16 protein-coding genes and 1 pseudogene are annotated in these 18,964 nt (G+C 73.3%); 10 read left to right on the forward strand and 7 right to left on the reverse strand.

The annotated features are described in order from the left end of the window. Nucleotides 1-300 (forward strand): annotated as a pseudogene (locus AB0G14_RS32140) (hypothetical protein); the annotation flags it as partial. A 135-nt stretch (nt 301-435) separates the two neighbouring features. On the opposite strand, the gene AB0G14_RS32145 reads toward AB0G14_RS32140, so the two are convergent. Further along, nucleotides 436-1,053: a DUF4126 domain-containing protein gene (locus AB0G14_RS32145; RefSeq protein ID WP_357703964.1), complete on the reverse strand. Its 618-nt coding sequence runs from the start codon at nt 1,051-1,053 to the stop codon at nt 436-438. A 71-nt stretch (nt 1,054-1,124) separates the two neighbouring features. Here AB0G14_RS32145 and nucS point away from each other — a divergent pair, with 71 nt between their 5' ends. Beyond that, on the forward strand, nt 1,125-1,784 hold the full coding sequence (gene nucS, locus AB0G14_RS32150) for an endonuclease NucS (RefSeq protein WP_076472317.1): 660 nt from the start codon (nt 1,125-1,127) through the stop codon (nt 1,782-1,784). A gap of 18 nt (nt 1,785-1,802) precedes the next feature. Here nucS and AB0G14_RS32155 read toward each other — a convergent pair whose 3' ends face one another. Further along, nucleotides 1,803-3,299, reverse strand: coding sequence for an aldehyde dehydrogenase family protein (locus tag AB0G14_RS32155; RefSeq protein WP_357703966.1), 1,497 nt, complete (start codon nt 3,297-3,299; stop codon nt 1,803-1,805). A 322-nt stretch (nt 3,300-3,621) separates the two neighbouring features. On the opposite strand from AB0G14_RS32155, the gene AB0G14_RS32160 reads away from it, so the two are divergent. The 6 genes from AB0G14_RS32160 to AB0G14_RS32185 all read left to right on the forward strand — a co-directional run bounded on the left by AB0G14_RS32160 (nt 3,622) and on the right by AB0G14_RS32185 (nt 8,692). Next, nucleotides 3,622-4,167 carry an FHA domain-containing protein gene (locus tag AB0G14_RS32160; RefSeq protein WP_357703968.1) on the forward strand — a complete coding sequence of 182 codons (546 nt, stop codon included), beginning with the start codon at nt 3,622-3,624 and terminating at the stop codon, nt 4,165-4,167. Between the two features lie 74 nt (nt 4,168-4,241). After that, nucleotides 4,242-5,309 carry an alpha/beta hydrolase gene (locus tag AB0G14_RS32165; protein ID WP_357703970.1) on the forward strand — a complete coding sequence of 356 codons (1,068 nt, stop codon included), beginning with the start codon at nt 4,242-4,244 and terminating at the stop codon, nt 5,307-5,309. A gap of 137 nt (nt 5,310-5,446) precedes the next feature. Then, on the forward strand, nt 5,447-7,237 hold the full coding sequence (locus AB0G14_RS32170) for a 3-hydroxybutyryl-CoA dehydrogenase (protein WP_357703972.1): 1,791 nt from the start codon (nt 5,447-5,449) through the stop codon (nt 7,235-7,237). Nucleotides 7,238-7,277: 40 nt separating this feature from the next. Continuing rightward, complete coding sequence (locus tag AB0G14_RS32175) at nt 7,278-7,433, forward strand: hypothetical protein (protein WP_357703974.1); 156 nt, start codon at nt 7,278-7,280, stop codon at nt 7,431-7,433. A 56-nt stretch (nt 7,434-7,489) separates the two neighbouring features. Next, complete coding sequence (locus AB0G14_RS32180) at nt 7,490-7,816, forward strand: hypothetical protein (RefSeq protein ID WP_357703976.1); 327 nt, start codon at nt 7,490-7,492, stop codon at nt 7,814-7,816. 66 nt (nt 7,817-7,882) lie between these two features. After that, nucleotides 7,883-8,692 (forward strand): alpha/beta hydrolase, encoded by an 810-nt coding sequence (locus AB0G14_RS32185; RefSeq protein WP_357703978.1) that lies wholly within the window; start codon nt 7,883-7,885, stop codon nt 8,690-8,692. A gap of 42 nt (nt 8,693-8,734) precedes the next feature. Here the strand turns inward: AB0G14_RS32185 and AB0G14_RS32190 are convergent, their stop codons facing one another. The 5 genes from AB0G14_RS32190 to mce all read right to left on the reverse strand — a co-directional run bounded on the left by AB0G14_RS32190 (nt 8,735) and on the right by mce (nt 16,523). Then, nucleotides 8,735-10,063 carry an AI-2E family transporter gene (locus AB0G14_RS32190; RefSeq protein WP_357703980.1) on the reverse strand — a complete coding sequence of 443 codons (1,329 nt, stop codon included), beginning with the start codon at nt 10,061-10,063 and terminating at the stop codon, nt 8,735-8,737. A gap of 480 nt (nt 10,064-10,543) precedes the next feature. Then, nucleotides 10,544-12,703, reverse strand: coding sequence for a hypothetical protein (locus AB0G14_RS32195; RefSeq protein WP_357703982.1), 2,160 nt, complete (start codon nt 12,701-12,703; stop codon nt 10,544-10,546). Between the two features lie 174 nt (nt 12,704-12,877). After that, entirely contained in the window at nt 12,878-14,137 is a 1,260-nt protein-coding gene (locus AB0G14_RS32200; RefSeq protein WP_357703984.1) for a cell division protein DivIVA, read from the reverse strand. 278 nt (nt 14,138-14,415) lie between these two features. After that, complete coding sequence (gene ccrA, locus AB0G14_RS32205) at nt 14,416-15,771, reverse strand: crotonyl-CoA carboxylase/reductase (RefSeq protein ID WP_357703986.1); 1,356 nt, start codon at nt 15,769-15,771, stop codon at nt 14,416-14,418. Nucleotides 15,772-16,052: 281 nt separating this feature from the next. Further along, nucleotides 16,053-16,523 (reverse strand): methylmalonyl-CoA epimerase, encoded by a 471-nt coding sequence (mce, locus tag AB0G14_RS32210; RefSeq protein ID WP_357703988.1) that lies wholly within the window; start codon nt 16,521-16,523, stop codon nt 16,053-16,055. A 62-nt stretch (nt 16,524-16,585) separates the two neighbouring features. On the opposite strand from mce, the gene AB0G14_RS32215 reads away from it, so the two are divergent. Together AB0G14_RS32215 and meaB are read left to right on the forward strand one after the other, a co-directional pair. Further along, nucleotides 16,586-17,785 carry an acetyl-CoA C-acetyltransferase gene (locus AB0G14_RS32215; protein ID WP_350708689.1) on the forward strand — a complete coding sequence of 400 codons (1,200 nt, stop codon included), beginning with the start codon at nt 16,586-16,588 and terminating at the stop codon, nt 17,783-17,785. Between the two features lie 49 nt (nt 17,786-17,834). Further along, nucleotides 17,835-18,839 (forward strand): methylmalonyl Co-A mutase-associated GTPase MeaB, encoded by a 1,005-nt coding sequence (gene meaB, locus AB0G14_RS32220; RefSeq protein WP_357703990.1) that lies wholly within the window; start codon nt 17,835-17,837, stop codon nt 18,837-18,839. The last annotated feature ends 125 nt before the right edge of the window (nt 18,840-18,964 follow it).

An 18,964-nucleotide genomic window follows, 5' to 3' on the forward strand; every position in this document is an offset into this window, starting at 1 on the left:
GCGACGGCGTTGCAGGAGTCGAAGCTGGAGAACCTGGGTCATCTGGGTGACCGTAACGACCACGACTCGCAGGGTCTGTTCCAGCAGCGCCCGTCCAGCGGTTGGGGCACGGTGGAGCAGATCACCGATCCGGAGTACTCGACGACGGCGTTCCTGAAGGGTCTGAAGCAGGTCGACGGGTGGCAGGACATGCCCCTGACGAAGGCCGCGCAGACGGTGCAGGTGTCGGCGTACCCGGACCACTACGCCCAGTGGGAGCAGCAGGCCGCCGACCTGGTGGCCGAACACTGGAACAGCTGACACACAGACATTCACCACAAGGGGGATCGCTGGCCGGCACCTGACACGGGCGCCGGCCAGCGGCACATCTCCACCACCGACGACGACGGCCGGCAGACCCCACCCGGGGTGGCCGGCCGTCGGTGCGTACGAGGGTCAGACGCGGAAGCCGGCGGCCCGGGCCGCCTGACGTTCGCGGCGTCGGTCGGACCGGCGGCGCAGGAACCAGACGACGAAGAGGACCAGCCCGAGCAGGAACGCCAGCACCAGCACCGGCAGGATGATCGCCACCACCGACATGACCACGCTGGTGGCGTCCTCGGCGGTGCTGGCCACCGAGGCGCCGACGCCGGCCGTGGTCGCGTTGACGACCGGTCGGGCGGCGGACTTCAGCAGGTGCACGCCGAGGGCGATCAGCACCCCGGTCACCACCGGGACCCACTGGTGGGAGGAGAAGAAGCTCCCCGGGTCGCTCACCGTCACCGTCTCCGACGACGAGCCCGCGCCGAAGGCCAGGCCACCAGCGGTGGGCCGGACCACGGTCTGCACCACGTCGTTGACGTGGTCGACCACGGGCACCTTGTCGGCCACGACCTCGATGACCAGCAGCACCGCCAGGATGGCGAGCACCCAGCCGTTGCCGAGCCACTGCCAGCCGGCGGGCAGGTCGATCAGGCTGGTGTGGCGGGCCAGCAACCCCATGGTGAGCAGGGGGATGTAGGCGTTCAGCCCCGCTGAGGCGGCAAGGCCGGTACCGGTGAGAACTTCGAGCACCGGCTCAGCATCCCACCGCCACGCCAGTGCCGCTCGGTGGCGCGGGCCGGGGCCTCGGCTACCCTCGTCGGGTGCGGTTGGTGATTGCGAAGTGCTCGGTGGACTATGTCGGACGGCTCTCGGCCCACCTGCCGCCGGCCACCCGGTTGCTGATGGTGAAGGCGGACGGGTCGGTGTCGATCCACGCCGACGACCGGGCGTACAAGCCGCTGAACTGGATGAGCCCGCCCTGCCGGCTGGAGGAGGCGCCCGGCGTCTGGCGGGTCGTCAACAAGGCCGGCGAGGAGCTGCGGATCACCCTGGAGGAGATCTTCCAGGACACCTCGTACGAGCTGGGCGTCGACCCGGGCCTGCGCAAGGACGGCGTGGAGGCGCACCTCCAGGAGCTGCTGGCGGCCAACCCGGAGACGCTCGGCGAGGGGTTCACGCTGGTCCGCCGGGAGTACATGACGGCCATCGGCCCGGTGGACCTGCTCTGCCGGGACGCCAACCAGGGTGCCGTGGCGGTGGAGGTGAAGCGGCGCGGCGAGATCGACGGCGTGGAGCAGCTCACCCGGTACCTGGAGCTGATGAACCGCGACCCGCTGCTCGCGCCCGTCGCCGGGGTGTTCGCCGCGCAGGAGATCAAGCCGCAGGCCAGGGTGCTCGCCACCGACCGGGGCATCCGCTGCGTCGTCGTGGACTACGACAAGCTGCGGGGCATCGAGCGGGACGAACTCACCCTCTTCTGACGCCCTCCGCCCCGTGGCTCACCGGCCGTACATCGTCTTGATGGCCCTGACGAGCCGGGCGACGTCGGCCGGCGTCCGCTCGAAGGTCGTGGAGGCCAGCAGCGACCGGGCCCGCCGGCGGGTGATCGCCTTGGCGCGGCTGAACTCGCGCAGCCCGTCCTCGCCGTGGATGCGACCGAAGCCGGAGTCGCCGACACCGCCGAACGGCAGCGTGGACATCCCGGCGAAGGTCAGCGTCGAGTTGACCGACGCCATCCCCGAGCGCAGCCGCCGGGCGATCGCCACCGCGCGCCGCCGGCCGAAGACCGAACCCCCCAGGCCGTACGACAGGGCGTTGGCCCGGGCGACGGCCTCGTCGGCGTCGCGGACCCGGTTGACGGTCAGGGTCGGGCCGAAGGTCTCCTCGCGTACGGCGAGTGAGTCCTCCGGAACGTCCACCAGCACGGTCGGGCGCACGTACGGCGGCTGCACCGCGTCGGCGCCGCCCAGCACCGCCCGGCCGCCCCGGGCCAGCGCGTCGTCGATGTGCCGGCGGATCACGTCGAGCTGGCTCGGCATGGTGATCGGGCCGATGTCGGCGTCGTCGGGGCCGACGGTCAACCGGCCGGCCCGCTCGACCACCTTCCCGACGAAGGCGTCGAAGACCGGCTCGACCGCGTAGACCCGCTCGATGCCGATGCAGGTCTGGCCGGCGTTGGTGAGCGCGCCCCAGACGCAGGCCTCGGCGGCGGCGTCCAGGTCGGCGTCGGCGTCGACGATCATCGCGTCCTTGCCGCCCGCCTCCAGCAGCACGGGCGTCAACGACTCGGCGCAGGCCGCCATCACCTTCCTGGCGGTGGCGGACGAGCCGGTGAAGGCCACCTTGCCCACCCCGGAGCGGCAGAGTGCAGCGCCGACGTCGCCGAGCCCGTGCACCGCGGTGAACACCGGGTGCTCCGGCACCACCTCGGCGAACGTGTCGACCAGCCACTGCCCGACGGCGGGGGTGTACTCGCTGGGCTTCAGCACCACCGCGTTCCCGGCCGCGAGCGCGTACGCGACGGAGCCGATCGGGGTGAAGACGGGATAGTTCCACGGCCCGATCACGCCGACCACCCCGTGCGGCTGGTATTCGAGGTGGGCGGAGAACTCGGCCAGGACGAGCCGCGAGCGGACCCGGCGGGGGCCCAGCACCCGGCGGGCGTTGCGGGCCGCCCAGTCGACGTGCTCGACGGCGATGACGATCTCCACGACGGCGTCGGCCAACGGCTTGCCGCCCTCGGCGTGCACCAGCTCGGCCAGCTCCTCGATCCGCCGGGCGAGCAGGGCCCGCCACCGCAGCAGCCGCTCCCTGCGCCCGGCGAAGCCGAGCCCGGCCCACCACTCGCCGGCCGGGCGGGCGCGGTCGACCGCCTGCGCGACGTCCTCGGCGGTCGCCACCGGCAGGCGACCGACCTCCGCGCCGGTCGCCGGGCTCGTCGACACCAGCCGACCGTCATCGATGACCGGGGTTCCCGGGACATGCACAGCCGTCATGACGGAAGTCTAGACCTGAGGATTACTCGCCGGTAGGGTGGCGGGCCTGCTGGTTCCGGTCCGCCGGGCCGCGTACGGAAGAGGTCACGGCCCGCCGCCCGGCCTCGTTGAACGCGGTGGTGCCCGAGCTCGTGGAGGTGGTCGGGGCGTCCGGGCGGCCGGGCCTGATTCTGCGGTCTTGTCAGCCGGTGGACGCCGAACCGGCGAACGGGAGGTGTCCGGCCGGGGGTGCGGAGGTGGCCGCCCGGCGGTCGAGGGCGACTACCGTGTGGTGGCAGGCTGACGCGCGGGGTGACCGTGCGGGGTGGGGGGCTGACTGTCCATGGAGGAGCGTCCGGAACTGATGCCGTTGCTGACGGTGGCGGGTGGGGCGATGCGGGGCCTGAGTTTCCGGGTCGGCCCGGTGCGGCAGGTGATCGGCCGGGTGCCGACGGCCGACGTCGTCGTGCCCGACGCGCACCTGAGCCGCCGGCACGCCGAGGTCTGGCTGACGGACGAGGGCGCCTGCCTGGCGGACCTGGGCTCGACCAACGGCACCTGGCTGAACGACCGGCGGATCACCGGCGTGGAGCAGTTGGCCGACGGGGACGTGATCCGGGTCGGCCGCACCGAGCTGCGCCTCTTCGACCCGGGCGTGGCGCGGACCGATCCGGTCGGGCTCAGCTTCGGCCAGCCGCGCCGGGACCACCGCCCGACGCTGCCGCTGCCGATCGCGACCCCGGCCCTCCCGGGCGCCGATCCCCTCGTGACCCCCGCCCTTCAGGCTGCCCAGCCGGTGCCGCCGCTGTCGGCCGCGATGCCGGCCCTCCAGGGTCCGGGCGCGGCGCCGCCGCTGCCGGTGGGGGCGCTGGGGCCCGCCCCGTCCTGACCTGTCGCCGCACACCTCCCGACCAGGGAACATGGCGGGAGGACCCATGGACGCGGCCGGGGCGTCGTGGCAGCATGCCGCGGATGGAGACCGGACAGCAGATCGTGTCGGCGAACGGGATCACCCAGGCGGTGCGGGTGGCCGGGCCGCCGGACGGCGTGCCCGTGCTGCTGATCCACGGCAACTGCTCGTCCGCGGCGTTCTGGGAGCCGCTGGTGCGGCGGCTGCCGGACACCCTCCGGGTGGTTGCGCCCGACCTGCGGGGCTACGGGTACACCGACACCGCTCCGGTGGACGCGACCCGGGGGCTGACCGACTTCTCCGACGACCTCGCCGCGCTGCTGGACGAGCCGTCCCTGTTCGCGCCCGGCGCCCGGCCGGTGGTGGTCGGGCACTCGCTGGGCGGGGGAGTGGCCATGCGGCTGCTGGTCGACCACCCCGACCGGGTGGCCGCGCTGTTGCTCGCCGCGCCGGTCTCGCCGTACGGCTACGGGGGCACGCGCGACCTGGCCGGCACCCCCACCACGCCCGACTTCGCCGGCACCGGGGCGGGCACGGCCAACCAGGAGTTCGTCAAGCGGCTGGCCGCCGGCGACCGGGGCGCGGACAGCCAGGCCAGCCCGCGCAACGTGCTGCGGGCCACGTACGTGGCGGACCCGGCCTCGCTCGGCGACGACGAGGAACTGCTGCTGGACACCCTCCTCACCACCGCGACGGGCGACGACAACTACCCGGGCACGGCGGTGGACTCGGCGAACTGGCCCGGCACCGCCCCGGGCCGGCGCGGCGTGCTCAACGCGCTCTCCCCGGCGTACTTCCGGGTCGCCGACGAACTCGTGGCCGTCGCCGGCAAGCCGCCGGTCACCTGGATCCACGGGGATGCCGACGTGATCGTCTCGGACACCTCGCTGTTCGACCTGGCCCACCTGGGCTCGCTCGGCGCGGTGCCGGGCTGGCCGGGGGCGGATGCCTGCCCGGCGCAGCCGATGGTGGGGCAGACCCGGGCGGTGCTGGAGCGTTACGCGGCGGCCGGCGGCGCGTACCGGGAGGTGCTGCTGCCCGGCTGCGGGCACAGCCCGCACCTGGAGCGGCCGGCCGAGTTCGTCGCCGAGATGCTCCGGCTGACCGGCGGGGCGGCCTGACGACGGGCGGGCCGACGGGCCGCACCGCTCGTGAAATACCCCACCGCGTCTCGACAACCGAACGTCACGTGGCAGACTCGCGCGCATAACCTTAGTGGCCGTTCACGCGGCTGTGCGGAGCATTGGGGAGGCCGGTCGTGGCGCGCGATTTCACCAGCGTGGGCGTTGTGGGTCTGGGCACCATGGGTGCCGGCATCGTCGAGGTATTCGCGCGCAACGGCGTCAACGTCGTCGCGGTCGAGATCTCGGAGGGCGCGCTGGAGCGCGGCCGGGCCACCCTGACCGGCTCGACGGACCGGGCCGTGGCCAAGGGCAAGCTCGCCGAGGCGGACCGGGACGCGCTGCTGAGCCGGGTCCACTGGCAGGTCGGGCTGGACGCGCTGCACTCGGTGGACCTCGTCATCGAGGCGGTGCCCGAGCACCTGGACCTCAAGCAGCGGATCTTCGCCGAGCTGGACCGGGTCTGCAAGCCCGAGGCGATCCTGGCCACCAACACCTCGTCGCTGAGCGTCACCGAGATCTCCGTCGCCACCAGCCGGCCCAACCAGGTGATCGGCATCCACTTCTTCAACCCGGCCCCGGTCATGAAGCTCGTCGAGGTGGTCCGGACGGTGGTCACCTCCGCCGACGTGGTCGCCGACGTGGAGGCGCTCTGCGCGCGGCTCGGCAAGGTCGACGTGACCATCAACGACCGCGCCGGCTTCATCGCCAACGCGCTGCTCTTCGGCTACCTCAACCACGCCGTCGGCATGTTCGAGTCGCACTACGCCACGCGCGAGGACATCGACGCGGCCATGAAGCTCGGCTGCGGCCTGCCGATGGGCCCGCTGGCGCTGATGGACCTGATCGGCCTGGACACCGCGTACGAGATCCTGGACACCATGTACCGGCGCGGCGGCCGGGACCGCCGGCACGCCCCGGTGCCGCTGATCAAGCAGATGGTCACCGCCGGGCTGCTCGGCCGCAAGTCCGGCCGGGGCTTCTACACCTACGAGCGGCCGGGCTCCCCGAAGGTCGTACCGGACGAGCGGACGCCCGTGGCCGCGGAGCCGGCGCTGGCCGACGGCGCGCGCGCCATCGCGAAGGTGGGCGTGGTGGGCTCCGGGACGATGGCCACCGGGATCATCGAGGTCTTCGCCAAGGCCGGCTACGAGGTCGTCTCGGTGACCCGGGGCGCGGAGAAGTCCGCGAAGGTCTGCGAAGCGGTCAAGACCTCGCTCAACAAGGGCGTGGTGCGCGGCAAGGTCAGCGAGGCCGACCGGGACGCCGCGCTCGGCCGGATCAACTGGTCGGCCACCCTGGAGCACCTCGCGGACGTCGACCTCGTGGTCGAGGCCGTGGTGGAAGAGTTGAGCGTCAAGAAGGCCCTCTTCGCCAGCCTCGACGAGATCTGCAAGCCGGGCGTCGTGCTCGCCACCACCACCTCGTCGCTGCCGGTGGTCGACGTCGCGATGGCCACCCAGCGGCCCGCCGACGTGGTCGGGTTGCACTTCTTCAACCCGGCCCCCGTCATGCCGCTGGTCGAGATCGTGCAGACCATCCGGACCTCGGCCGAGACGACCGCCACCGCCCGCGCCGTCTGCGCCGCGCTGGGCAAGACGGGCGTGGTCTGCGGCGACCGGTCCGGCTTCGTCGTCAACGCGCTGCTCTTCCCGTACCTCAACGACGCGGTGAAGATGCTGGAGGCCAGTTACTCCACCGCCGACGACATCGACTACGCGATGAAGCTGGGCTGCGGCTACCCGATGGGCCCGTTCGAGCTGCTCGACGTGGTCGGCCTGGACGTCTCGCTGGCCATCCAGCGGGAGCTCTACCTGGAGCTGCGCGAGCCGGGCTTCGCGCCCGCCCCGCTGCTGGAGCACCTGGTCACGGCCGGCTACCTGGGTCGCAAGAGCGGCCGCGGCTTCCGCGACCACACCCGTCGCTGAGCGGGTCAACGCCCGGCGCCGATGACGGCGTCTGCATGGTGTGACCTTCGAGGAGTACGTCAGCAGCCGCGGCCGGCCGCAGCTGACGGCCCGGTTCGGCTGGCCGCACCACGGGTTCACCGAGGCGGACGCGACCACCGTGCTGGGTGGGGCGCAGGTCGCCGAGGATCTGAGCCGCCCCGAGACCTGGGACTGACCGGACCGGGCCGGGCCGACTGGCCCTCCCGCCGGCGGCCCGTACGCTTGGTGACCGTGAGCCCCCGTCGCAACCGGCCCCGCCGCGATGACACCGCCCACCTCGACTCCGACCGGGTCCGCCAGGGCGTCGCCTCGGTGCAGCAGTGGCGCGACGGCGAGTGGCAGGTGCGCGGGATCAGCGGCGGGGCGTCCACCAAGACGTACCGCTGCCCGGGCTGCGACCAGGAGATCCGGCCCGGGTTGGCGCACCTGGTGGCGTGGCCGGCCGACGGGCGGGGCGACCTGACGGACCGGCGGCACTGGCACAGCGGCTGCTGGCGCGCCCGGGACCGGCGCGGGCCGGCCGTCCAGCGCGGTCGCGGCGCCCCCCGGTACGGCTGAGCGATCTGGATCACCCTGTTTCCGCCCCGCCCGGCGGTCCCCGGCCGCACGGGTGAGACTGGACGGGTGAGCACACCGATCCGCGCGTCCACCATCCTGCCCGGGCGTCGCGAGGACATCGAGCTGCACACCGCGGACGGACTGCGGCTGGTCGGCGAGCTGGCCCGACCGCTGGACCGGGAGCCGGTGGGCACTCTCGTCTGCCTGCACCCGCTGCCCACGCACGGCGGGATGATGGACAGCCACGTGTTCCGTAAGGCGGCGTGGCGCCTGCCGGCCCTGGCCGACCTGGCGGTACTCCGCTTCAACACCCGGGGCACCAGCAGCCTGCGCGGCACCAGCGAGGGCACCTTCGACAACGCCGTCGGCGAGCGCTTCGACGTCGCCGCCGCCATCGAGTACGCCGAGTTCGCCGAGCTGCCGAACATCTGGCTGCTCGGCTGGTCGTTCGGCACCGACCTGACCCTGAGGTACGGCTGCGACCCGGCGGTCACCGGGGCGATCCTGCTCTCCCCGCCGCTGCGCTACTCCACCCCGGCGGACCTCGACCACTGGGCGGCGTCCGGCAAGCCGCTGACCGCCCTGGTGCCGGAGTTCGACGACTACCTGCGCCCCGACGAGGCGCGGGAACGCTTCGCGGCGGTGCCGCAGGCCGAGGTGGTCGGGGTACCCGGCGCGAAGCACCTCTGGGTCGGCGACGCCGAGACCGTGCTGGACGAGGTGGTCCGCCGGGTCCACCCGGCCGCCGCCGTGCCGCTGCCGACCACCTGGGACGGCCCGGTGGAGACCGGCGACGTCAGCGCGTACGCCGACCGCACGGTGGCCTCCTTCGCCGACCGCCCGGTGCCCGGCCCGCCCGCGGGCCAGGCCGGCTGACCCGCCCGCGGGTCGGGGCGGTCGTCGCGGTCCCGGCCGGGGTCAACGGGACTCCTGCCGGGGCAGGATCACCTCCCGCAGGATGAGCTGGAACGCGGCCACCGCCGGGATCGCGATCAGCGCGCCCACCACGCCCAGCAGGGACACGCCGAGCAGCGCGGCGACCAGGGCGGCCACCTCGTTGACCGCCACCGACCGGCGCATGACCTTGGGATAGATCAGGTAGTTCTCCACCTGCTGGTAGATCAGGAAGAACACCACGCAGGCGATGCCGACCGGCAGGTCGGTGGCGAAGCCGACCAGACTGACGATCACCGCGCCCAGCGTGGCGCCGATCTGCGGAATGAGGTCGGTCACCGCGACCACCACGGCCAGCGCGAACGGGTACGGCAGCCCGACGACCAGCGCGAAGACGAACGTGGTCGCCCCGGCCAGCACGGCGATGCTGAGCGCGCCCACCATGTACGCGCCGACCTTGGTCAGGATCTCGTCGCCGATCAGCCGCACCCGCTCCCGGCGGGACCGGGGCACCAGCGAGTAGCCCAGGTCGCGGAGCCGGTCGAAGTAGGCCAGGAAGTAGATCGTCAGCACCAGCACGGTCAGCCCCCGGAACACCGTGCCGAAGACCATCTGGGCCCCGCCGAGCACCCCGCCGAGCGCCTGCCCGATCGTGGCCGGGTTCGCCGCGTTCCGCAGCCGTTCCATCAGGTCGTACCGCTCCACCAGGTCGTTGACCGTCCGGTTGCGGCGCAACTCCTCCAGGTAGCTCGGCAACTGGTCCACGAACTGCCCGGTCTGCGTGACGATCGGCGGCACCAGGGCGAACACGCCGCCGCAGAGGAGCAGCACGACCGTCAGCGCGACCGTCGCCACCGCCGCGCCGTGCGGCAGCCCCCAGGACCGCAGCCGGACCACGGCGGGGTGCAGGCCCACGGCGAGGAAGAGCGCGATGACCACCAGGACGAGGATTCCGGCCGCGTTGCGCAGGCCCAGATAGAGGGCGTACGCGAGCAGCACCCCGGCCGCACCCGTGAAGCCGACCAGGAAGCTGCTGCGCCGCAGCGGTCGCCCCGGCCTGCCGAACCGTCCCGGCCCGACGGCCGGGGGCTCGTCGCCGCCCGGCGCCGACGCCGGGCCCTCGGTCACCGCCCCGGCCCGTTCCTGCTCGGCGGCCCGTCCCCACCCGGGCTCGGCCGTTCCTTCTGGCTCGGCGGCCCGCGTCCGTCCCGGGTCGTCGGCCCGCTCCGGCTCGGCGGCCCGCGTCCGTCCCGGGTCGTCGGCCCGCTCCGGCTCGGCGGCCGTCCCGGCCGGGTCCGGGGTGGCCCCCCGCTCCCGGTCGGCGCCCGACGCCGAGGGTCCGTCCTGTGCCATCCGGACCTCCCTGATCGACTTCCGCCGGCGCCTGCCGGCCCCCGGGCGCGGGGACCCCAGGTCCGGGGGCTCCGATCAGGAGCGTAGTGGTCGTCAGGGCGCCGGACCGACCCCGTCCGTCCCTCGGGTCGCGTCGGCCCGGCCGCCGGCCCACCCCACGGGATCCGCCGCCCGGCCGCTGTCGAGCTGCCCTCACAGACGGGGCACGACCGGATCCCACAGGATGCCGCCGCCCGGCCGCTGTCGAGCTGCCCCCACAGACGGGGCACAACCGGATCCCACAGGATGCCGCCGCCCGGCCGCTGTCGAGCTGCCCCCACAGACGGGGCACACGTGCCCCCGGCGGACATGGCCCCGCATGGCCTCGACCCGGCCGATCAGGCGGCAGGCAATCGGGCCTGGTGTGACGGATGGTCCCACAGATGGGGCAGCTCGACAGCGCCCACACCACCCGACCCGCCCGTGCGACGGGGCGGGTGGTCAGTCCTTCTCGACGACGACCTTGCTCGGCTTGGCGCTGCGCTCGTCGGTGGTCGGCTTCGTCGGCCGCTTGCCGTTCTCGCCGGTGCTGGTGATCTTCGTCGGGGTGGCGCCCCGGCCGGCCTCACCCGGCACCGCCGCCACGGTCGGCTCCCCCTCAACGCCGGCGCTGGCGGTGCCGCCGTCGACGGTGGTCACGGAGGCGACCCTGCCGCTCTCCGGCTGCCCGGCGTCCGCCGGCTCGATCCGACCCTTGGCCGGCTGGCCGGCCTCCGCCGGCTCGACCTTGCCCGCGCCGGGCCTGCCGTCCGCGGCCGGGGCGGCCTCCTTGCCCCCGGCCCCACCCGCCGAAGCCGCTGCCGCTCCGGCCGGCGTAGCCTCCTCCTTCGCCTCGCCCGCCCCGGCGGCGGTCGACGCCTTCCCGCCGTTCGCCGTCGCGGTGCCGGTCCCGGCCGGCCCGCCGTCGGCCACCCGGCCGGCCGCGGCGGTGGCCGTCCCGCCCGGTCCGTCGGCCGCACCGACCAGCCCCAACCGCAGCTCGGCCACCTGCCGCTGCAGCTCGTCGGACTCCTGCCGCGACTTCCACGTCTCCTGCCGCAGGTCGGCGAGCTGCTGCTGAGCCTGCGCGATCTCCAGCATCACCTGGGCGAGCTGCTGACGGCTCGCGGCGGCCTCCTGCTGGGTGGCGGCGAGGTGCTGCTGGGTGGTGGCCAGGTGCTGCTGCGTCGTCGCCGCGTACTCCTCGAACTGGCGACGCGAGGTCGCCACGTGCTCGTCGGCCGCGCGGCGCTTCTCGGCCGCCTCCGACTCGGCCCGGCCGAGCAGCGTCGCCGCCTCCTCCTCGGCCTGGCGGCGCATCGCCAGTGCGTCCCGTTCGGCGGCCTGCCGGACGGCGGCGGCACCCTGCTCGATCTCGTTCTTCCGGCTGGTGTACTCCGACTCCAGCGTGGCGCGGCGCGACTCGAACCCGGTCTCCAGCTCGTCGTGCCGGCTCTTGTGCTGCTGCTCCAGCTCGGCGAGGCGGGTCTTGTACTGCTTCTCCAGGTCGTCGCGGCGCTTGGTGAACTCCTGCTCGGCGGTCGTCCGGCGCTGGGTCAGCTCGCGGTCCGCCGCCTCGCGGCGGCTGTTGACCTCCTGCTCCACCCCGGCCCGCCAGGCGCCCAGCTCCTGCTGCGTCTGCGCCCGGGCCTGCTGCACGTACGCCTCGGTCTCCGTGCGCATCCGCTGCACGTACGCCTCGGTTTCGGCGCGGCTGCGCTTGGCCGCCTCGGCCGCCTGGGTGGTGAGCCGCTCCGCCTCCTGCCGGGCCTTGTCGCGGGTGGCCCGGCCGGCCTGGGCGGCGTCGTCGATGATCTGCTTGGCGTCCCGCTGGGCCTTGGCGTGGGTGGCCCGGCCCGCCTCGGTGGCCTGGTCGACCAGGCGCTTGGCCTCCTGCTGGGCCTTGGCGTGGACCTCCTTGGCGGCCTCGCGGAGCTGGGTGGCCTCCTGCTGGGCCCTGGCGTGGACCTCCTTGGCGGCCTCGCGGAGCTTGGTCGCCTCCTGCTGGGCCCGGTGGTGGATCTCCTTGGCCGCGTCCCGCAGCTGGGTGGCCTCCTGCTGGGCCTTCGCCAGCGCCTCCTGGGCGGCCTTGCCCAGCCGCGCGGCCTCCTCCTTGGCGCTCCGGACCGCGGCGTCCGCCTCGGCCTTGCGGGCCGCGCTGTGCCGCTCCTCCTCCGCCCGGCGGGCGGCCAGCGCGATCTCGAAGTCCTTGAGCGCGGTGGCGGCCTGCTCCCGCGCCTCCTCGATGATGTGCTCGGCGGCGGCCCGGCGCGCCTCGATCTCCTGGTTGGCGGCGACCAGGACCGCATCGGCCTGCTCCTCGGCGAGGGTGAGGATCTGCTCCACCCGCGGGCCGAGGTGCCGGAAGGAGACGTTCTCCAGCGCGCCGGACGACTTGCGCGCCTGGGCGAGGTCCCGCTGGAGCACCTCCACCTGGCCGGCGAGCTTGTGGATCTGTGTGTAGGCCTGCTCCCGCTCGGCCGCGAGGGCCGCGATCTCGTGCTCCGCACGAGCGACGTACCGGTCGACCTGTCGTTTCTCGTACCCCCGCAGAGCGGACTCGAAGCTGGGCTCCGTGGTCACGTCCCCGCCGAGAGCGAACAGTTCCTCGCCGTGCGACATGCCCCCATCCTCACACGCATCCGGCTCTGCTGGGGCGATACGGACGCCCCGGATGGGACCTACTTCACTGCGGCCACGCCCGGGCAATTCCCTGACGGGCAAACGCATACGGCGCGGGGCGCACCGGTCACCCGGTGTCACCCCGCGCCGTCGTCATGCCCCCGGTCGGGTCGGTCAGTTGGACGTCTCGGCGGCCACCCGCTCGTCCGCGCCGTCGGCCTTCTTCGCCTCGGGCTTGGCCGGCGTGGCCTGGGCGGCCGGCACGCCCGGCACGATGCCGGCGAGGCCGGAGAGCATCTGGCCGAGCTGGGAGGTGACGGCGTCCTTCTGCCGGGTGAGGTCCTCGACCTCGCGGCGAGCCGCCTGGGTGGTCAGCTCGGCCTCGGTGCGCGCCTCGGTGAGCAGCCGCTTCGCCTCGGCCTTCGCCTCGCTGAGCGTCTTCTCGGCCAGCGCCTTGGCCTTGTCGACCGTCTCGTTGGCGGTGCGCTCCGACTCGACCCGGCGGGCCTCGGCGCGCTGCTCGATCTCCTTGGCCCGCTCCTGCGCCGCATGGGCCCGCTGCTCCGCCTCGCTGACCAGCTTCTGGGTCTGCGCGACCTGCGCCGCGTGCCGCTCCGACTCCTCGCGCTCGGCCTTCTCCCGGCGCTCGGCGAGCTGGAGCTCCAGGGCCTGGAGGTCCTTGTCGCGCTTGTCCCGCGCGTCGGTGAGCAGCTTGGTCGCCTCGGCGCGCTTCTCCTCGGCCTCCCGGGCGGCCTTCGCCCGCTGCTGGGTGATCTCCCGCTCGGCGGTCGCCCGGAGCGTGGCGACCTCGCGCTCGACGGTCGACTTCAGCTCGGCGACCTCGTGCGCGGTGACCGTGCGGAGCTGCTTGGTCTCGCGGTCGGCGTCGGCGCGCAGCGTGTCGGCCTCGCGCCGGGCCTGGACGCGGACCTCGGCGGCCTCCCGCTCGGCGGCGGTGCGGACGCTGCCGGCCTCCCGCTCGGCGGTGGCCTTCATCGCCGCCGCCTCGGCCCGCGCCTTGTCGGTGATCTCGCGGGCCTCGAGGCGGGCGGCGGAGAGGATGCCCTCCGACTCGCGCTTGGCCTCGTTGCGGTGGTCGTTGGCCTGCTCCTCGGCCAGCCGGAGGATCTGCTCGACGCGGGTGCCGAGGCCGGAGAGGGTGGGCCGGCTGTTCTCCTCGAGCTGCTTGTTGGTGTCGGCGAGCTTCTGCTCCAGCGTGCTCATGCGCTGTTCGGCCTGGCGGAGCCGGCGCTGGGCGTCGTTCATGCGCTGCTCGGCCTCGGCCCGGGCCTGCTCGGACTGGGTCAGCGCGGCCGTCATCCGGCCGATGAAGTCATCGACCTGGTGGGTGTTGTAGCCGCGTAGGCCGACGGTGAAATCGGGCTGGGAGTTCGCGTTATCGAAGAACGCAAGAGGGGAGGACTGCTGGGGCATTGGGACATACTCGCAGACTCCCCAGGGTGCTTCGCAAGAGCGGTCCCGAGCTTTCGCGTCCTCTTTACATGGTCAACTGCGGGAGCCCCGGGAGGCGGGACCGATCGGCGATCTTGGCAGGTCCCGGGCGGGTCGGACGGCACGGAGAGTGACTACGGAAAAGGGCCGCGGGAGATCGCCGCGGCCCTTTGTCACGCATGGCCGGGTCGCTCGAATGAGCGCCCCGCGTGGGTGGCGGAAAACGATCGTCGTTCGCCCCCCAATGGTCGTCGGTGTGGTCAGTGGCCGCGGAACCGGTTGATCGCGTCCTCGTGCCGGGAGCGCAGCTCGCGGTCGCGCACGCCGAGCCCGTCGGAGGGGGCGAGGCAGCGGACGCCGACCTTGCCCTGGTGCGCGTTGCGGTGCACCTCGTACGCGGCCTGGCCGGTCTGCTCCAGCGCGTAGGTCTTCGACACGGTGGGGTGGATCTTGCCGAGGGCCACCAGGCGGTTGGCCTCCCACGCCTCGCGGTAGTTGGCGAAGTGGCTGCCGACGATCCGCTTGAGGTGCATCCAGAGGTAGCGGTTGTCGTACTGGTGCTGGTAGCCGCTGGTGGACGCGCAGGTGACGATGGTGCCACCCTTCTTGGCCACGAAGACGCTGGCGCCGAAGGTCTCCCGGCCGGGGTGCTCGAAGACGATGTCCGGGTCCTCGCCGCCGGTCAGCTCGCGGATCCGCTCGCCGAAGCGGCGCCACTCGTCCTGGTCCTGGGTCTCCTCGTCCTTCCAGAAGCGGAAGCCCTCGGCGGCCCGGTCGATCACCAGCTCGGCGCCCATCCTGCGGCACAGCTCCGCCTTGTCCGGGGAGGACACCACGCAGACCGGGATCGCTCCGCCGTTGAGCGCCATCTGGGTGGCGTATCCGCCGAGGCCGCCGGAGGCGCCCCAGATCAGCACGACGTCGCCCTGCTTCATGTTCGCCCCGTGGTGCGACACGAGCTGCCGGTACGCCGTCGAGTTGACCAGGCCGGGGCTGGCCGCCTCCTCCCAGCTCAGGTGGCGCGGCTTGGGCATCAGCTGGTTGGCCTTGACCACGGCCAGCTCGGCGAGGCCGCCGAAGTTGGTCTCGAAGCCCCAGATCCGCTGCTGCGGGTCGAGCATGGTGTCGTCGTGCCCGGCCGCGTCCTCCAACTCCACCGACAGGCAGTGCGCGACCACCTCGTCGCCGGCCTTCCAGCGGGTCACCCCGGGCCCGGTGCGCAGCACCACGCCGGCGGCGTCCGAGCCGACCACGTGGTACGGCAGGTCGTGCCGCTTGGTCAGCTCGGAGAGTCGGCCGTAGCGCTGAAGGAACTTGAAGGTCGGCAGCGGCTCGAAGATGCTGGTCCAGACCGTGTTGTAGTTGATCGCACTGGCCATCACCGCGACGAGCGCCTCGCCCGGCCCGAGTTCCGGCGTCGGCACCTCCTGCACGTGCAGCGCCTTGCGCGGGTCCTTGTCCCGGGTGGCCAGGCCGTCGAACATCCGGGCCTCGTCCGCGCGCACCACGACGCCCCGGTACGACTCCGGCACCGGCAGGCCGGCGATGCCGCCGAGCTCCCGCTCCGGTTGGTCGGATCCCTCCGCCGCCATGATCGCTTCGAGGATGTCCTGCACGTCGACCTCCCGTTCGTCCGCACCCGCGCACGCGGGCCTGGGTGCTGCCATCGTCGGCGCGAGTGCGGCCGGCCGCCATGTCGGCATCCGACACATCCGACCCGGCCGCGCTCCTGTTGGAGCGGGACGTTACTGAACGGTAGCTAGGGCTGGAAGTCCTCTGTGAAAAACTGCATCGGCCGATGCGTGGAGGTGTCCGGGCGGCGGTCGTACCGCGCAGTGCCGCGCTCGACGCCGGTGGTCACCGGCCCCCACTCGGCGGCGGGGGCCGGTCGTGGGCGTCAGTGCGCGGCGGGCTCGACCAGCTCGACGAGCACGCCGCCGGCGTCCTTCGGGTGGACGAAGTTGACCCGGGAGTTCGACGTGCCCCGCTTCGGGGTGTCGTAGAGCAGCTTCACGCCCCGCTCGCGCAGCGCCGCGCAGGCGGCGTCGATGTCGGCGACCGTGTACGCCACCTGCTGCACGCCCGGCCCCTTGCGGTCCAGGAACTTCGCGATGGTCGACTCGGGCGTCAACGGGGCCAGCAGTTGCAGGCAGCCGCCCTCGGTGGTCGGGCCGACGGCCAGCATCGCCTCGCGGACGCCCTGCTCGGCGTTGGTCTCGGTGTGCACGCAGCGCATCCCGAAGGTGCGCTGGTAGAAGTCGATCGCGGTGTCCAGGTCGGCCACGGCGACCCCGACGTGGTCGATGCGGAGCAGGCCGATGCCTGTGACATAGTCGGCAGCGGTCTCGGCGGGGGAGTTCTCAGCCATGGCGCTAGTCTGACCGAACAATCGTTAAGGCGTACAGGTCGGCACCCCCTCGGAGGCAGGTTATGGCTTCGGTGATCGTCAGCGGCGCGCGGACCCCCATGGGGCGCCTGCTGGGCAACCTCAAGGACCTCTCCGCGACCAGGCTCGGTGGCGTGGCGATCAAGGCGGCGCTGGAGCGCGCCGGCGTCGCCCCCGAGCAGGTCCAGTACGTGATCATGGGTCAGGTGCTCCAGGCCGGTGCCGGGCAGATCCCGGCCCGCCAGGCGGCGGTCGAGGCGGGCATCCCGATGTCCGTGCCGGCCCTGACCATCAACAAGGTCTGCCTCTCCGGCCTGGACGCGATCGCCCTGGCCGACCAGCTCATCCGGGCCGGCGAGTTCGACATCGTGGTGGCCGGCGGCATGGAGTCGATGACCAACGCGCCGCACCTGCTGCTCGGTCAGCGCGGCGGCTACAAGTACGGCGACGTCGTGGTCAAGGACCACATGGCGCTGGACGGGCTCACCGACGCCTGGGACTGCTGCTCGATGGGCGAGTCGACCGAGCGGCTCGGCGCGAAGCACGGCATCAGCCGCGAGGAGCAGGACGCGTTCGCCGCGGCCAGCCACCAGCGGGCCGCCGCCGCGCAGAAGAACGGCCACTTCGCCGACGAGATCACCCCGGTGGTCATCCCGCAGCGCAAGGGCGACCCGCTGGTGATCAGCGAGGACGAGGGCATCCGCCCGGACACCACCGTCGAGGTGCTGGCCAAGCTGCGGCCCTCGTTCACCAAGGACGGCACCATCACCGCCGGCAGCTCCTCGCCGATCTCCGACGGCGCCGCCGCCGTGGTCGTGATGAGCAAGGCCAAGGCCAAGGAGCTGGGCCTGACCTGGCTGGCCGAGATCGGCGCGCACGGCAACGTGGCGGGGCCGGACAACTCCCTGCACTCGCAGCCGTCCAACGCGATCCAGCACGCCCTGAAGAAGGGCGGGCTGAGCGTCGAGGACCTCGACCTCATCGAGATCAACGAGGCGTTCGCCCAGGTCGGCATCCAGTCCACCCGTGACCTCGGCATCAGTCCGGACAAGGTCAACGTCAACGGCGGCGCGATCGCGCTGGGCCACCCGATCGGCATGTCCGGCGCCCGGCTGGTGCTCACCCTGGCCCTGGAGCTCAAGCGCCGGGGCGGCGGCACCGGCGCGGCCGCGCTCTGCGGTGGCGGCGGCCAGGGCGACGCGCTGGTCATCCACGTCCCGGCCCCCGGCGAGAGCGGTCAGTGAGCGCGGCGCGCCGCTGATCCGGTAGCCGCCGACAAACGAAGGCAGCACAGTGAGCGAGATCGTCGACGACGTCCCGGCGGCGGGCGCACCCCCGGTGCGCCGCAGCCGGGACGTGCCGATGCTGGTCGAGCGGGCCCGCGCGGGGGATCCCCGCGCGGTGGCCCGGCTGATCACCCTGGTCGAGTCGGGCGACGAGACGCTGCCGCGGATCGCGGCGGCGCTCGCGCCGTACGCCGGGCAGGCCCAGGTGGTCGGCCTGACCGGCTCGCCCGGGGTGGGCAAGTCCACCACCACCAACGAGCTGGTCCGGGCGCTGCGCGCCCGGGGGCACCGGGTCGGCGTGCTGGCGATCGACCCGTCCAGCCCGTTCACGGGCGGGGCGATCCTCGGCGACCGGGTCCGGATGCAGGACCACGCGACCGACCCGGGCGTCTACATCCGCTCGATGTCCAGCCGGGGGCACCTCGGCGGACTGTCGGCGGCCACGCCGCAGGCGGTCCGCGTGTTGGAGGGCGCCGGCTGCGACGTGGTGCTGGTGGAGACCGTCGGCGTCGGGCAGGCCGAGGTGGAGGTCGCCTCGCTGGCCGACACCACGCTGGTGCTGCTCGCCCCGGGCATGGGTGACGCGATCCAGGCGGTCAAGGCCGGCATCCTGGAGATCGCCGACGTCTTCGTGGTCAACAAGGCGGACCGGGACGGCGCCGACGCGACGGTGCGCGACATCCAGGGCATGATCGCCCTGGGCGAGCGCGGGCCGGGCCAGTGGCGGCCGCAGGTGGTGCGTGCGATCGCTGCGCGGGGCGAGGGGATCGACGACATCGCCGCCGCCATCGACAAGCACCGGGGCTGGCTGGTCGAGCACGGCGAGCTGCGCCGCCGCCAGGAGGCGCGGGCCGCCGCCGAGATCGAGGCGATCGCGCTGGGCGCGCTCCGCGCCCGGATCGGCTCCCTGCGCGACGGTACGGAGCTGCCGGCGCTCGCCGCGAAGGTGGCCGAGGGTGCCCTCGACCCGTACGCGGCGGCCGACGAACTGCTCGCCCAGCTCGGCTCCTGAGGCGTCCCCTCCGGGACCCGCCGACCTAGTTGTACTGCCCAGGGACGTTGGTCGAGATTGTGTGACGACACGATCTGATGTCGTAGGCAGGTGAAGGCCTCCGGTTGTGGAGTGGAGCTGTCTAG

The sequence above is a fragment of the Micromonospora sp. NPDC023814 genome, from assembly GCF_040639595.1.
Taxonomy (GTDB): domain Bacteria; phylum Actinomycetota; class Actinomycetes; order Mycobacteriales; family Micromonosporaceae; genus Micromonospora.

What these genes read in the sequence shown, in the direction of transcription:
- AB0G14_RS32155 (WP_357703966.1), bottom strand. Translation starts at nt 3,299, where the DNA reads ATGACGGCTGTGCATGTCCCGGGAACCCCGGTCATCGATGACGGTCGG.
- AB0G14_RS32160 (WP_357703968.1), top strand. Translation starts at nt 3,622, where the DNA reads ATGGAGGAGCGTCCGGAACTGATGCCGTTGCTGACGGTGGCGGGTGGG.
- AB0G14_RS32165 (WP_357703970.1), top strand. Translation starts at nt 4,242, where the DNA reads ATGCCGCGGATGGAGACCGGACAGCAGATCGTGTCGGCGAACGGGATC.
- AB0G14_RS32190 (WP_357703980.1), bottom strand. Translation starts at nt 10,063, where the DNA reads ATGGCACAGGACGGACCCTCGGCGTCGGGCGCCGACCGGGAGCGGGGG.
- AB0G14_RS32195 (WP_357703982.1), bottom strand. Translation starts at nt 12,703, where the DNA reads ATGTCGCACGGCGAGGAACTGTTCGCTCTCGGCGGGGACGTGACCACG.
- AB0G14_RS32200 (WP_357703984.1), bottom strand. Translation starts at nt 14,137, where the DNA reads ATGCCCCAGCAGTCCTCCCCTCTTGCGTTCTTCGATAACGCGAACTCC.
- mce (WP_357703988.1), bottom strand. Translation starts at nt 16,523, where the DNA reads ATGGCTGAGAACTCCCCCGCCGAGACCGCTGCCGACTATGTCACAGGC.
- AB0G14_RS32215 (WP_350708689.1), top strand. Translation starts at nt 16,586, where the DNA reads ATGGCTTCGGTGATCGTCAGCGGCGCGCGGACCCCCATGGGGCGCCTG.